Source organism: Pseudomonas sp. P135, from assembly GCF_020312125.1.
Taxonomy (GTDB): Bacteria; Pseudomonadota; Gammaproteobacteria; order Pseudomonadales; family Pseudomonadaceae; genus Aquipseudomonas; species Aquipseudomonas fragariae.
Window position 1 is genome coordinate 409,590 of the sequence record NZ_JAGPYR010000001.1, and the last position, 13,663, is coordinate 423,252.

Here is a 13,663-nt window from a genome sequence, read left to right on the forward strand (position 1 = left end):
CCTGCTCACTCTTCGCTGGTGTGCACTTTACGGTGCAGGATGGCCTGGAACTCGTCAGCAAACGTGTAGTAACGGCTGATCAAGGTCTCACTGCGCGCGGCGAAACGGTTGTAGGCAATAACGGCCGGAATGGCTGCAAACAGGCCGATGGCCGTTGCAATCAATGCTTCGGCAATACCCGGTGCCACGGTAGCCAGTGTTGCCTGCTGTGCAGTCGCCAGACCGCGGAAGGAGTTCATGATCCCCCAGACAGTACCGAACAGACCGACATAAGGACTGGTAGAGCCCACGGTCGCCAGATACGGCAGACCGGCTTCGAGTTTCTCTTCCTCGCGGGAGATGGCAACACGCATGGCGCGCGCCACACCTTCCATGACCGCATCAGGATCGACGCCGGACTGCTGACGCAGACGCGAGAACTCCTTGAAACCGGCACGGAAGATCTGCTCGACGCCCGAATCCGGATCGGGGTTGCTGCCCGCCTGACGGTACAGCTTGGACAGATCGATACCCGACCAGAAACGCTCTTCAAAGCTGTCCAGCGCACGTCGACCTGCGCGCAGCATGTTGCTGCGCTGAAAAATCACGATCCACGAAGTGACCGAAGCAGCTACCAGAATCAGCATTACCAACTGAACAACAATGCTGGCATTGCTGACCAAACTCCACATGGAGGAATGGTCGACGACGTTAGCTTCCACGCTTTATCTCCTGCTCTGAATGTATGCCCGCGCCGCTCTGGTCGGCGAAGGCCGCTCGCAGAGCTTCGGGAATGGCCCGGGGTTTAAAACTATCGGCGCGCACGCACGCCACCAGGAACTGCCCTTCACAGAGCAGCGTTGCATCCGACGCCCGCCTGATCTGCTGTTTAAAGCGCAGGCTGACGCGATTCAATTCGGTTACTTCTGCACTGACGAGCAACTCGTCATCCAGCCGCGCCGGCTGGTGATAACGAGCCTCACTGGAGTGCACGACAAATAAAAGGTTTTCCTGCGCCAGTTCGGATTGGGCAAAGCCCAATTCCCGTAGCCGCTCGGTACGAGCCCGCTCCATGAATTTCAGATAATTGACGTAGTAGACGATGCCGCCGGCATCGGTGTCCTCGTAATAAACGCGACAGCGATGTGCGAACGACTGAACCCCGTTTTGCGCGCGCATACTCTAGAGCTTACTCCTCAGGTTGCCAATCGGGTCAGGCAACTGTTTTTCAACGATTTGCCACTTAGTTACTGGTATCGGCGGCAGGACTGGCAATGTGACCACAGAGACCGCAAATAAATTGCAAGCCATTGCTATAAATCCACGGGCTCGTCGCCGAAATCGTCCGGTACCGGTATCTCGCCCATCCTCGACGGGATATTCAGGCCGAAATGCAGATACGCATGCCGGGTCACCACACGCCCCCGAGGTGTGCGCATGATATAGCCTTGCTGGATCAAATAGGGCTCGAGTACGTCTTCGATCGTATGACGCTCTTCGCTGATGGCCGCCGCCAGGCTGTCCACGCCCACCGGACCACCGTCGAACTTCTCGATCATGGTCAGCAGCAAACGCCGGTCCTGATGATCGAAGCCGTGCTCGTCGACGTCCAGCAGGTTTAGGGCCTTGTCGGCTGTCTGCCGGGTGATCTGCCCGTTGCCACGAACTTCGGCAAAATCCCGCACCCGACGCAACAGGCGGTTGGCGATACGCGGCGTGCCACGGGCGCGCCTGGCGATCTCGAAAGCGCCTTGCGGCTCGATGACCAACCCCAGAATGCCTGCCGAGCGCGACACGATCGTGGAAAGATCGGCGATGTTGTAAAACTCGAGTCGCTGCACGATGCCGAAGCGGTCGCGCAGCGGATTGGTCAGCATGCCGGCTCGAGTGGTCGCACCGACCAGCGTGAACGGCGGCAGATCAAGCTTGATCGAGCGCGCTGCCGGGCCTTCACCGATCATGATGTCGAGCTGGAAGTCTTCCATTGCCGGGTACAGCACTTCCTCGACGATCGGCGACAGACGATGGATCTCGTCGATGAACAGCACGTCATTGGGTTCAAGGTTGGTCAGGATCGCTGCCAGATCGCCGGGCCGCTCGAGGACCGGGCCGGACGTACTCTTGATCGACACGCCCATTTCCTGAGCGATGATGTTGGCGAGCGTGGTCTTGCCCAGACCGGGCGGACCGAAGATCAGCGTGTGATCCAGCGCTTCGCTGCGACCACGGGCAGCCTGGATGAACAACTCCATCTGCTCGCGTACGGTCGGCTGGCCGATGTAATCCGCAAGGCTCAGTGGCCGAATCGCGCGGTCCATCTGTTCATCACGATCACGGCCACCAGTGGCAGTTATCAGACGGTCGGCGTCTATCACTTAACCCATCCCCTTCAACGCACGGCGAATCAGATCCGCACTGCTCAAATCTTTTTCCTTGATGGCGGAGACAGCCTTGCTCGCCTCCTGAGGTTTGTAGCCCAGCGAAATCAGTGCGCTGACCGCATCGGACTCTGCCGATGCCACAGGCTCAGCCTGATTGGGACCATTGGAAACCAGCGTAAAGGTGCCTGGCAAGGCCTCCCAGGCCTTGAAACGATCCTTGAGCTCGACCAGCAGCCGCTCGGCAGTCTTCTTGCCCACACCGGGGATACGCGTCAGCGCCGACGTGTCCTGCGCCTGTACGCAACGTACCAGCTCATCGACTTCCAGACCGGACATCAGCGCCAGTGCCAGCTTGGGGCCGACGCCATTGAGCCGGATCAGCTCACGAAACAGTTCGCGCTCGCGTTTTTCGTAGAAGCCGTACAAAAGGTGCGCGTCCTCGCGGACCACCAGGTGGGTGTGCAAAGTCACCGTCTCGCCAACATGCGGCAGCCGGTACAGGGTGGTCATCGGCACTTCCACCTCATAGCCGACACCGTTGACATCCAGCACCAGATGCGGAGGCTGCTTTTCGGCGAGAGAGCCGCGTAAACGTCCAATCACGTTTCAGATCCTTTCGTGTTGCCTGTCGCTCGCGCGAAGAAGTTGAACACCGTCATCATAGAAAATAAGCGGACATATAATGCCTCTAGAGCCGCAAGCGGCCGCCGCGACTGCGCGCAGTGCCCAAGCCGTGAGGAATCAGACTGGAACGCGTATGCGCGTGGCACAGGGCGATGGCAAGGGCATCGGACGCATCGATTTGCGGCTTCTGGGTCAGCTTGAGCAGGTGCATGACCATCATCATCACCTGTTCCTTATTGGCACCGCCGGTTCCTGCAACTGCCTGCTTGACCTGGGTTGCGGTGTATTCTGCAATTTCCAGCGCCTCTTCGGCACCCGCCACGATGGCTGCGCCCCTGGCCTGCCCCAGCTTCAATGCCGAATCGGCGTTACGCGCCATGAAAACCTTTTCGATGCCCATCGTCACTGGTTCGTAGGTCTTGATGACTTCCCGCACACCGCGATAAACGATCTGCAAACGCTCATGCAGCTCGCCGCTGCCGGTGCGGATGCAGCCCGACGCGACATAGACACAGCCGCGCCCGGTGTCGCGTACCACGCCATAGCCGGTGATTCGCGAACCGGGATCGATACCAAGAATAAGAGTCATAACGCCTGCAGCTTGAGGAAGTCACGCAAAACAATAGGTGCAGCATAAAGGCAGAAGCCGGGGGCCGATAGCTGCGCGTTGCTCACAGCTTCGTTCCCCCGGCTTCCGACCTGGTGTTACCTGCAAGCGATCAGCCCAGTTGCTCCATCACTTCGTCCGGGATCTCCGCATTTGAATACACGTTCTGCACGTCATCCAGGTCTTCGAGCATATCAATCAGCTTGAGTACCTTTTCAGCGGTTTCCAGATCAAGCACGGCACTGGTGGTCGGCAGCATGACAATCTCTGCGTCTGCAGCCTTGAAACCCGCAGCCTCCAATGCGTTACGCACCGCATAAAACCCGGAGAACGATGTGAACACATCGATCGAGCCGTCTTCGTTGGTCACGACATCGTCAGCATCAGCCTCCATGGCAGCCTCGATCAGCGAATCCTCATCGACCCCGGCAGCGAAGGAGATCTGCCCCTTGCGATCGAACAGGTAGGCAACAGAGCCGTCGGTGCCGAGATTGCCGCCGCATTTGGTGAATGCATGGCGCACAGCCGCCGCGGTACGGTTGCGGTTGTCGGTCATGGTTTCGACCATGATCGCCACGCCGCCCGGACCGTAGCCCTCGTAACCCAGCTCCTCGACATCATCACCGTCGGAGGCCCCTACCCCTCGCGCCACCGCACGATCAATGGTGTCACGGGTCATGTTCGCACCAAGCGCCTTGTCCAGCGCCAGACGCAGACGCGGGTTGGAACCGGGATCACCACCGCCCTGACGCGCAGCAACGGTCAGCTCACGGATCCACTTGGTGAAAATCTTGCCTTTTTTGGCATCCTGACGCTCTTTGCGGTGCTTGATGTTCGCCCACTTAGAATGACCTGCCATTTTTCGCTCCAGATTCTTTTTGAAACACCTTCACCTTTCGCCCTGAACAGACGGGCAAAAAGCTTCACTCAATAAGGGGTAAATGCAGGGCGCATCATTGATACGCCCTGCCCGGCATCACTCGGCCTTTGGCTGCTCGCGCAGACGGATGTGCAGCTCGCGCAACGCTTTGGCATCGACAACGCCAGGCGCCTGGGTCATGACATCAGCCGCGCTCTGGGTTTTCGGGAACGCGATCACTTCACGAATCGATTGCGCGCCGGTCATCAGCATTACCAGACGGTCCAGACCGAAAGCCAGACCACCGTGCGGTGGCGCACCATATTTCAAGGCATCGAGCAGGAAGCCGAACTTCTCCTGCTGCTCGTCTTCGGCAATGCCCAGCAGACGGAAGACCGCCTGTTGCATTTCCTTGCGATGGATACGGATCGAACCGCCGCCCAGTTCGGTGCCGTTGAGCACCATGTCGTAGGCACGGGACAGCGCGGTCGCCGGGTTGGCTTCCAGCTCTTCAGGCGTGCACTTGGGTGCCGTGAAGGGGTGGTGCAAGGCGGTGAAGCTGCCGTCGTCGTTTTCTTCGAACATCGGGAAGTCAACGACCCACATCGGTGCCCACTCGCAAGTGTGCAGCTTGAGGTCATTACCGATCTTGATGCGCAGCGCGCCAAGGGCCTCGCTGACGATCTTGAACTTGTCCGCACCGAAGAAGACGATGTCGCCATCAACCGCACCAACGCGATCGAGGATGACGTTCAGGTTGTCTTCCGGGATGAACTTGACGATCGGCGACTGCAAGCCTTCCGGCCCCTTCGCGCGCTCGTTGACCTTGATGTAGGCCAGCCCCTTGGCACCATAGATGCTGACGAACTTGGTGTAGTCGTCGATCTGGCTGCGCGCCATGCTGGCGGCGCCCGGTACACGCAGTGCGGCAACGCGCCCCTTGGGGTCGTTGGCCGGGCCGCTGAACACCTTGAATTCCACGCCGGTGAGCTGATCGGCAACATCCACCAGTTCCAGCGGGTTGCGCAGGTCCGGTTTGTCGGAACCGTAGCGGCGCATGGCCTCTTCAAAGGTCATGTGCGGGAAATCACCGAACTCCAGGTCCAGGACTTCCTTGAACAACTGACGAACCATCTTCTCGGTCAGACCGATGATGTCCTCTTCATTGAGGAAGCTGGTTTCGATGTCGATCTGGGTGAATTCCGGCTGACGGTCGGCACGCAGGTCCTCGTCGCGGAAGCACTTGGCGATCTGGTAGTAACGATCGAAGCCGGCGACCATCAGCAGTTGCTTGAACAGCTGAGGCGATTGCGGCAGGGCGAAGAAGCTGCCCGGGTGTGTGCGGCTTGGAACCAGATAGTCGCGAGCGCCTTCTGGTGTGGCGCGGGTCAGGATCGGCGTCTCGACGTCGAGGAAGCCGTTGTCATCCAGATAGCGACGGATACTGGTAGTGATACGCGAACGCAGACGCAGCTTCTCGGCCATTTCCGGACGGCGCAGGTCGATGAAGCGATAGCGCAGGCGTGTTTCCTCGCCGACGTCGGAATACTCATTCAGAGGGAACGGCGGCGTTTCGGACTCGTTCAACACCTCGAGCTCGTAACCCAGAACCTCGATGGCGCCTGACGCCATGTTCGCATTCACGGCACCTGCCGGACGAGCACGAACCTTGCCCACGACCTTGACCACGTACTCGCTGCGCACGCGATCAGCGGCAGCGAAACTGTCGGCCCGATCAGGGTCGAACACGACTTGAGCCATGCCTTCACGGTCGCGGATATCGAGGAAGATAACGCCCCCGTGGTCACGACGACGGTGGACCCATCCGCAAAGGGTAATTTCCTGGCCTTCCAGACTCTCGTTCAGTTGGCCGCAATAATGGCTGCGCATCATGATGGTGTTTTCACTTCTCGTAATTCGAATTCGGTGGCGATTTCGCTCCTGGCTTGCGCTCAGAGGTACAAGGCACCGGCACAAGGCCAAAGCCAGCCCTGACCCACGCAGAGTCACGCCCGCTAGCAAGACGGAGGATTATATAGAGTTAATTGGCACCGTGCAGCCGGACGAACCTATTAACGACCGGATAAGTTCGTGACCACCCCGCGCAGCCGAGCCGTTCACTCGCGCTGCGGGGGAAAGCGCAGGCACACCTGAGCGGGCCCACAGGAATGAGGATAAAGCTATGCTAAACGTGGGAATTTTCCAGGCAGTCGCCCTTCAAAAGATGCGCCACACAGACAACACGAATCAAACCACTGAAATTCTTTACGCCCCCGTACCGCAAGTGAACCTCCCGATCAATGTAGGACAGTACCGCATTGACAGAGCACTCATTGGAACTGGCGATACCTGAAAGAATGTTCCAGTACACGTTCTCCAGACGCAGGCACGTAGCCAGACCGTTAAGCCGAACGGATTTGGAGTGTGGTTGCGCCAGCGTCATATTGAAATCCTCGACAAAAGGGTCATGGCGTATTTCCACCTCCCGATGCAGCAACTTAAGCTCTCGCTCAGCACTTCGTAACATCATAACCGTCACCTTCGAATCATTGAGTTTTAAACACCAAAAGAAATATTCAAAAACAAATAAATGTCCCGATGTATAAAACATGATTGACGATTTTATAGCCAGAAGCCCCTACACTTTGTCACTGTAGGAGATGGCTACAGGAAACAGCGGAATAGCGTTATTAACCTTGAAGGAGCCGCCAATAAAAGCGAGGAGAACTGCAGCACAACGCGCGACTGCAGGGCCTTGAATTGCCGGAGCGATTGCGCAATGAAGGCAGGTACAGGAAGTACCAGATACGGCGGGGGATCAACAGTTCAGGAGCGGGACGGGTGGCACTTGAAGCCACTCGTCCCTGGCCGTTACTTCGACTCGAGCATCGAGCGCAACATCCAGGCCGTTTTCTCATGCACCTGCATGCGTTGCGTCAGCAGATCAGCTGTCGGCTCGTCACTCACCTTGTCAAGAAGAGGAAAGATACTACGAGCAGTACGGACAACAGCCTCTTGACCCTGCACCAGACTTTTGATCATATCTTCAGCACTTGGTACGCCTTCTTCTTCCTTGATGGAAGACAGGCGCGCATACGTCGAATAAGTACCCGGTGCCGGAAAGCCCAGAGCACGAATACGCTCGGCGATGGAATCAACCGCCAGTGCCAGTTCGTTATACTGTTCTTCAAACATCAAATGCAGCGTGCGAAACATCGGCCCGCTGACATTCCAGTGAAAGTTGTGAGTCTTGAGGTAAAGCACATAAGTATCCGACAGCAGATGCGACAGACCGTCCACGATCGATTTGCGATCCTCTTCACTGATACCGATATCGATTGCCATGTTTCATGCCCTTTTGGTGAGGATTGAAAAGCAGTAAAGACCGCTACTCTATCAAGAGAACCCGAATGGCGCAGCTTTCCGTTGGTACGACGCTGGCTGCTGGCAGCGACTCACGCCAATGCCACGGCGATTCCTGCGTGTTCGCAGCGGGCTGCCAGGAGCAGAAAATTGAAGAATAATCAGCAAAATCCGCCAGAGCGCTCTGTTTCAGCATGTGCAGAGGTACTAAAGGACAACGTGATGCCAGGGACGGACAGGCACCGGCACCATTATCGATTGCTGATTTGAGTAGGATCAGGCTTTGCTGTTAAATACACGGCGTGTCGCCAACGAGTTGTCATTCAGCGCTGGCACATAGGCTGGCCCAGCGTTCGTGCATCACGCCTCATCTTGTTCAGAAGCGTACCGGACGTTACCAGCTATTTCTTGTAATCCTTCTTGCATGTGAGCTTTTTAAAATGTTGAAAATCGTCCATCTGGTAACGGGAGCAGCAGCCCTGTTGCTTTCTTTCATACCTAGCCTGCGTAGTGAAGCGGCATCTCTCTACCTGCAAAATCCTGACGCGATCTGCCTGGCTTTTCTAGGGCTGCTTAACCTGATACTCGCTCCGGTCATTCCTTACTGGAATCGAGGCCCGCGTCATAATCTGCAAAATCTGGTCAGTGCACTGCTTGTCATTGCGGTAATCGTACAAACGCTAACCTTGCTTGTTCCTCTACCCGGCATCGCAGGTCAACCCGCCATTCTGGTGAGCCTGGCTGTCGCCATCGCAGCCGTCGCCTTGCACCTGGGCGTCAGCTTTTACAGGTCTTACACGCCCTCGTCCGCGCCGCAAAGCCACGACATGGGGAATCGTGATACTGGCACCGTAAAGTGGTTCAACACCTCCAAGGGCTTCGGCTTCATCTCCCGGGATTCCGGCGACGATATTTTTGTGCATTTTCGTGCCATTCGCGGTGAGGGTCATCGCGTACTGGTCGAGGGGCAACGCGTCGAATTTTCCGTGATGAACCGCGACAAAGGCCTGCAGGCCGAAGATGTCATTGCAGCCCTGCCCCGCCGCTGATTGTTTCAAGCAACAAAAAACCGCGACCTCCTGACGGAAGTCGCGGTTTTTTTATGGCAGCCGATCAATAGTGAGGTGGCGGCGCATCTTCCTCGAAGGTCTCGAACTGACTGCCCATTTCCTCCTGACGCTTGAGCATCGCCGCCATCTGCAGTTGCAGATGATCAAGCTCGCGCCGCTGCTTTACCAGCACGTCATTGAGCGCCTGGATCGTATCGTCCTGAAAGGCCATACGGCTTTCAAGCTCCATGACTCGCTCTTCAAGGCTCATGATTGCTCCTCCTCAAATCGGAAATCATTTGTCAGTACCGGCTTCAGTTGCTGGCGGATTGCCGAGAACTGTTCGTCAGTATAAGCGATGGCAGCCTGCTTGCCCCACACGGGCGCAGGCCAGGCGGCATCGTCACGCATGCGCACGATGACGTGCATATGCAGCTGGCTCACCACGTTCCCCAAGGCGGCAACGTTGATTTTATCCGCATCGAAGAGCTCGTTCAGCACCCTGGACAGTGCAGTCGTCTCCTGCCACAACTGCACCTGATCTGCAGCGCTCAGCTGAAAGACTTCAGTGATCTCAGCCCGACGCGGCACCAGAATGAACCATGGGTAGTGACTGTCGTTGGAGAGCAGTAACCGGCACAACGGAAAGTCGCCAATCGGCAGGGTATCTTGTTGAAGACGGGAATCCAGAACGAACACGATAAAAAGCTCCTGACTGCCAGGTAAATGCACCTGCCCTGCCTGTGGCAGGGTGCTGCGATAGGCAGGCAGGATACTAGGCTTCGCGTGAGGCTTCACCTATGCACCAGAATGCACCCACCACAACGGTCGCCGCACCAATTTGACGCCACTGAATGACGGCAGATCCCGCTGCAAACAGCCACACGTTGAACCAGTGCCTTACAATTGCCTGCCTGACGTACATGAAAATGAAACATCCACTGCCTCACCATGACCGCCACCAGAGCAATGCTCCAGGTTCAGGCGAATCCGATAAGGACTGCACCAAAATCACACACTGCTGTTGCGACAGCAACAAAGCGGATTCGTTTTCTACTCAACGTGAGCCGATACCGGTAACGTTTTGGAGAATCAGGGCAGCGTTCATCCTTGGCGAGGAAAAGCCACAGGTATTTTTAAAAAATAAAAATGGCTAACAAAAACATGTAGATAGAGCAAAAATGCGATCCTGATTCTGATTTTTCACAAAATTTTTTCATTTTCGGAAACTTTGTGCACGCTTGTTGCTTTATCACCCATATGATCAAGGCACCCCTGGCGGAAAACAGGGGTGGCAGAATCAAGGGAAACAAGGCTTGCGACCCTGAGGGACGCTGTGACGGACCGCACTTTGATCAATCAGACAAGGTGCAGAATGCCACTACAGGCTAGCTCGGCTGCGCGTCGTAAAGATTCTGAAAGGATAAGGCTGTAGCTATAGCAACCCAAGTCAGCGTGATATAGATTCCGCCGACAAAAATAGAAAGAGCCGCCCAGATAAAAAAACAGGTGGGACGGCAGACAAATCTTCTAAAAACCAAAGGAGCAATCACGATGAGAGTGATGAAGTGGAGCGCAATCGCACTGGCCGTTACGGCAGCCAGCGCCCAAATGGCAACAGCCGCACCTTTCGTCAGCGATCAGGCTGATGCCAAGGGCTTTGTGGAAGGCAGCACGCTTGACCTGAAGTTGCGCAATTACTATTACAACCGTGACAAGAAAAACAACCCTGCTCCAGGCGGTCGCAGTGACAAAGACTGGACCCAAGGCATCTGGGCCAACTTCAGTACCGGCTACACTCAAGGCACCATCGGTGTAGGCGTTGAGGCATTCGGCTATGGAGGCCTCAGGCTTTGGGGTCTCGACAAATACTCAGGCTCTGGAAACCTGGTCACTGACGCCAATGGTGATAACGAGGCTACGCAGGGCAAGCTGGGCGGCGCTGTAAAATTCCGCGTATCGAAGACTGAATTGAAAATCGGCGACATGCAGCCTACCAGTCCAGTATTTGCGGTTGGCGGATCACGCCTGCTACCTCAAACCGCTAGCGGTCTAAGCCTGCAAAGCAGTGAGATTGCAGGTCTTGATCTTGAAGCAGGACACTTCTACTCGGGCACAAGCCAGGATGACACGAGTCACGACGGCAGCATCTGGGCAACTTACGCAAACGGCTTCAACGGCCTGAAAGCCAGCAGTGCAGATTTTGTTGGCGGCAAGTACGCAGTGACCGATGGTTTGGGCGTGGCTTTCTATGCAGCCAAACTCGAAGACATCTGGGATCAGTACTACGGTAACGTGAACTATGCATTGCCTTTGGGGAATGATCAGTCACTGGCTTTCGACGTCAACCTGTACCGCACCCTTGACGAAGGCAGCGCTAAAGCTGGGTCGATTAACAACACCACTTACTCGGCGTCGGCGGCTTATTCGTTCCTGGCAGCGCATACCATTACCGTTGCGTACCAGAAAGTCGACGGCGATACGCCGTTCGACTATATCGGTATAGGCGACAACAATCGTGGCGGCGACTCTATTTTCCTGGCCAACTCCGTTCAGTACTCTGACTTCAACGGCCCAGGCGAGAAATCGTGGCAAGTGCGCTACGACCTGAACATGACGCCTTACGGCGTTCCTGGCCTGAGCTTCATGACACGCTACCTCAACGGTGACAACATTGATGGCACCAAAGTAGACGCGTCCAGTGCCTATGCCAACATGTATGGAGCTGACGGCAAGCACCACGAAACCAACCTTGAAGCCAAATACGTTGTACAGACTGGCCCGGCCAAAGACCTGTCCTTCCGTATGCGTCAGGCATGGCACCGTGGTAACGATGCCCAGGCAGATGGCGACGTCAACGAGTTCCGCCTGATCGTCGATTACCCGATCTCGATCCTGTAATCACCGCTCAGCACTCGTTAATAGAAGAAGCCCGGCACATGCCGGGCTTTTTCATGCCCCCAAGAAAGCACTCCAACACCACTTGCAAGCCAGCCCCGCCCTGTACGCGACCGGCACAGCGCCGTACAATGCCAGGTCATTTCCTGTCTCAGCAACCGACAACGGCCAACCATGCGCACCAGTCAATTTTTGCTCGCCACACAGAAAGAAACCCCTTCCGATGCGGTCGTGGTCAGCCATCAGCTGATGCTGCGCGCCGGCATGATTCGCAAGCTGGCCTCCGGCCTCTACACCTGGCTGCCCATGGGCCTGCGCGTACTGCGCAAGGTCGAAGCCATCGTTCGTGAAGAAATGGACGCCGCAGGCGCACTCGAAATTCTGATGCCCGGCATTCAACCCGCAGAACTGTGGCAGGAATCCGGACGCTGGGAGCAGTATGGCCCGGAGCTGATGCGTCTGGTCGACCGCCACAACCGTGAGTTTTGCCTGGGCCCGACCCACGAAGAAGTCATCACCGATCTGGCACGCAATGAGCTCAACAGCTATAAACAGCTGCCGATCAACCTGTACCAGATCCAGACCAAATTCCGTGACGAGATCCGCCCGCGCTTCGGCCTGATGCGTGGACGCGAGTTCGTCATGAAAGACGCCTACTCGTTCCATGCCGATCAAGAATCGCTGCAGGTCACCTACGACCGCATGCATCTGGCGTACAGCAACATCTTTACCCGACTGGGCCTGAAGTTTCGCCCGGTCGAAGCGGATAACGGCTCGATTGGTGGCGCAGGCTCGCACGAATTCCACGTACTGGCCGAATCCGGCGAAGACGATATCGTGTTCAGCGACGGCTCCGATTACGCAGCCAACATCGAAAAGGCCGAGGCGATTCCTCGCGAGAAGACGCGCCCTGCCGCGACCGAAGAGCTGCGTCTGATCGACACGCCGAACACCAAGACCATCGCCCAACTGGTCGAAGGTTTCGGTCTGCCAATCGAGAAAACCGTCAAGACGCTGGTGGTGCATGCTGCCGAAGAGGGCAAGCTGATCGCCCTGATCATCCGCGGCGATCACGAGCTCAATGAAATCAAGGCCAGTCAGCTGGAACAGGTCGCCAACCCGCTGGTCATGGCGTCCGAAGCCGAACTGCGCGACGCCATCGGCGCAGGCGCGGGCTCACTGGGCCCATTGAACCTGCCACTGCCGTGCATCATCGACCGCTCTGTCGAGCTGATGAGCGACTTCAGCGTCGGTGCCAACATCGACGACAAACACTATTTCGGCGTCAACTGGGAGCGCGATCTGCCGGTTCCGACCGTTGCCGACCTGCGCAACGTGGTTGCGGGCGACCCAAGCCCGGACGGCAAGGGCACGCTGGAAATCAAGCGCGGCATCGAAGTGGGTCACATCTTCCAGCTGGGCACCAAGTACAGCGAAGCGATGAAGTGCCAGGTGCTGGGTGAAAACGGCAAGCCGGTCAATCTGGCGATGGGTTGCTACGGCATCGGTGTTTCCCGAGTGGTTGCCGCTGCCATCGAACAGAACAGCGACGAAAACGGCATCATCTGGAACGACACCCTCGCGCCGTTCCAGATTGCGCTGGTCCCGCTGCGCTACGAGACGGACGCCGTTCGTGAAGCGACGGACAAACTCTACGCCGACCTGACGGCTGCCGGTTTTGAAGTACTGCTCGACGACCGCGACAAGAAGACCAGCCCGGGCATCAAGTTCGCCGACATGGAACTGATCGGTATCCCGCACCGTATCGTGGTCAGCGACCGAGGCCTGGCCGAAGGTAATCTGGAATACAAGAGCCGTACCGAATCGCAACCGCAAGCCATTGCGGTTGCGGACGTGCTGTCGTTCATCCAGGGCAAAGTGAACCGCTGAGTCAACGTGCGCA

Annotated in this window: 14 protein-coding genes; 3 read left to right on the forward strand and 11 right to left on the reverse strand. The window is 56.9% G+C overall.

Annotated elements, in window-relative coordinates:
- Positions 1-5: 5 nt before the first annotated feature.
- The 9 genes from tolQ to KBY08_RS01805 form a co-directional block, all read right to left on the reverse strand.
- Positions 6-701, reverse strand: a complete 696-nt coding sequence (gene tolQ / locus KBY08_RS01765) for a protein TolQ (protein ID WP_002554655.1) — start codon at positions 699-701, stop codon at positions 6-8.
- Complete coding sequence (ybgC, locus tag KBY08_RS01770) at positions 691-1,158, reverse strand: tol-pal system-associated acyl-CoA thioesterase (RefSeq protein ID WP_004406122.1); 468 nt, start codon at positions 1,156-1,158, stop codon at positions 691-693. The genes tolQ and ybgC overlap by 11 nt, the downstream gene beginning before the upstream one ends.
- Positions 1,159-1,292: 134 nt before the next feature.
- Positions 1,293-2,354: a Holliday junction branch migration DNA helicase RuvB gene (ruvB, locus tag KBY08_RS01775; protein WP_003409396.1), complete on the reverse strand. Its 1,062-nt coding sequence runs from the start codon at positions 2,352-2,354 to the stop codon at positions 1,293-1,295.
- Positions 2,355-2,963 carry a Holliday junction branch migration protein RuvA gene (gene ruvA, locus KBY08_RS01780; protein WP_004406125.1) on the reverse strand — a complete coding sequence of 203 codons (609 nt, stop codon included), beginning with the start codon at positions 2,961-2,963 and terminating at the stop codon, positions 2,355-2,357. It lies immediately after the preceding gene.
- Positions 2,964-3,048: 85 nt separating this feature from the next.
- The gene (ruvC, locus tag KBY08_RS01785) at positions 3,049-3,573 is read right to left on the reverse strand and encodes a crossover junction endodeoxyribonuclease RuvC (protein WP_011266999.1); all 525 of its coding nucleotides are present in this window, start codon (positions 3,571-3,573) and stop codon (positions 3,049-3,051) included.
- Between the two features lie 130 nt (positions 3,574-3,703).
- Positions 3,704-4,450 carry a YebC/PmpR family DNA-binding transcriptional regulator gene (locus tag KBY08_RS01790; protein ID WP_003339485.1) on the reverse strand — a complete coding sequence of 249 codons (747 nt, stop codon included), beginning with the start codon at positions 4,448-4,450 and terminating at the stop codon, positions 3,704-3,706.
- Between the two features lie 117 nt (positions 4,451-4,567).
- Positions 4,568-6,343 carry an aspartate--tRNA ligase gene (gene aspS, locus KBY08_RS01795; protein WP_002554661.1) on the reverse strand — a complete coding sequence of 592 codons (1,776 nt, stop codon included), beginning with the start codon at positions 6,341-6,343 and terminating at the stop codon, positions 4,568-4,570.
- Between the two features lie 292 nt (positions 6,344-6,635).
- On the reverse strand, positions 6,636-6,980 hold the full coding sequence (locus KBY08_RS01800) for a ribbon-helix-helix domain-containing protein (RefSeq protein WP_004406139.1): 345 nt from the start codon (positions 6,978-6,980) through the stop codon (positions 6,636-6,638).
- 341 nt (positions 6,981-7,321) lie between these two features.
- Positions 7,322-7,795 carry a Dps family protein gene (locus KBY08_RS01805; RefSeq protein ID WP_003314356.1) on the reverse strand — a complete coding sequence of 158 codons (474 nt, stop codon included), beginning with the start codon at positions 7,793-7,795 and terminating at the stop codon, positions 7,322-7,324.
- Between the two features lie 458 nt (positions 7,796-8,253).
- Here KBY08_RS01805 and KBY08_RS26470 point away from each other — a divergent pair, with 458 nt between their 5' ends.
- Positions 8,254-8,862 (forward strand): cold-shock protein, encoded by a 609-nt coding sequence (locus KBY08_RS26470; RefSeq protein WP_004406145.1) that lies wholly within the window; start codon positions 8,254-8,256, stop codon positions 8,860-8,862.
- A gap of 64 nt (positions 8,863-8,926) precedes the next feature.
- Here the strand turns inward: KBY08_RS26470 and KBY08_RS01815 are convergent, their stop codons facing one another.
- Both KBY08_RS01815 and KBY08_RS01820 read right to left on the reverse strand, forming a co-directional pair.
- Positions 8,927-9,133: a SlyX family protein gene (locus tag KBY08_RS01815; protein ID WP_003364741.1), complete on the reverse strand. Its 207-nt coding sequence runs from the start codon at positions 9,131-9,133 to the stop codon at positions 8,927-8,929.
- Positions 9,130-9,561, reverse strand: a complete 432-nt coding sequence (locus tag KBY08_RS01820) for an HIT domain-containing protein (RefSeq protein ID WP_111522025.1) — start codon at positions 9,559-9,561, stop codon at positions 9,130-9,132. The genes KBY08_RS01815 and KBY08_RS01820 overlap by 4 nt, the downstream gene beginning before the upstream one ends.
- 855 nt (positions 9,562-10,416) lie before the next feature.
- On the opposite strand from KBY08_RS01820, the gene KBY08_RS01825 reads away from it, so the two are divergent.
- Entirely contained in the window at positions 10,417-11,763 is a 1,347-nt protein-coding gene (locus KBY08_RS01825) for an OprD family porin (RefSeq protein WP_024639923.1), read from the forward strand.
- A 171-nt stretch (positions 11,764-11,934) separates the two neighbouring features.
- Positions 11,935-13,650 (forward strand): proline--tRNA ligase, encoded by a 1,716-nt coding sequence (locus KBY08_RS01830; RefSeq protein WP_057457345.1) that lies wholly within the window; start codon positions 11,935-11,937, stop codon positions 13,648-13,650.
- The last annotated feature ends 13 nt before the right edge of the window (positions 13,651-13,663 follow it).

Coding starts and splice junctions, on each gene's coding strand:
- ybgC (WP_004406122.1), bottom strand. CDS start 1,158: ATGCGCGCGCAAAACGGGGTTCAGTCGTTCGCACATCGCTGTCGCGTT.
- ruvC (WP_011266999.1), bottom strand. CDS start 3,573: ATGACTCTTATTCTTGGTATCGATCCCGGTTCGCGAATCACCGGCTAT.
- KBY08_RS01790 (WP_003339485.1), bottom strand. CDS start 4,450: ATGGCAGGTCATTCTAAGTGGGCGAACATCAAGCACCGCAAAGAGCGT.
- aspS (WP_002554661.1), bottom strand. CDS start 6,343: ATGATGCGCAGCCATTATTGCGGCCAACTGAACGAGAGTCTGGAAGGC.
- KBY08_RS01800 (WP_004406139.1), bottom strand. CDS start 6,980: ATGATGTTACGAAGTGCTGAGCGAGAGCTTAAGTTGCTGCATCGGGAG.
- KBY08_RS01805 (WP_003314356.1), bottom strand. CDS start 7,795: ATGGCAATCGATATCGGTATCAGTGAAGAGGATCGCAAATCGATCGTG.
- KBY08_RS26470 (WP_004406145.1), top strand. CDS start 8,254: ATGTTGAAAATCGTCCATCTGGTAACGGGAGCAGCAGCCCTGTTGCTT.
- KBY08_RS01815 (WP_003364741.1), bottom strand. CDS start 9,133: ATGAGCCTTGAAGAGCGAGTCATGGAGCTTGAAAGCCGTATGGCCTTT.
- KBY08_RS01825 (WP_024639923.1), top strand. CDS start 10,417: ATGAGAGTGATGAAGTGGAGCGCAATCGCACTGGCCGTTACGGCAGCC.
- KBY08_RS01830 (WP_057457345.1), top strand. CDS start 11,935: ATGCGCACCAGTCAATTTTTGCTCGCCACACAGAAAGAAACCCCTTCC.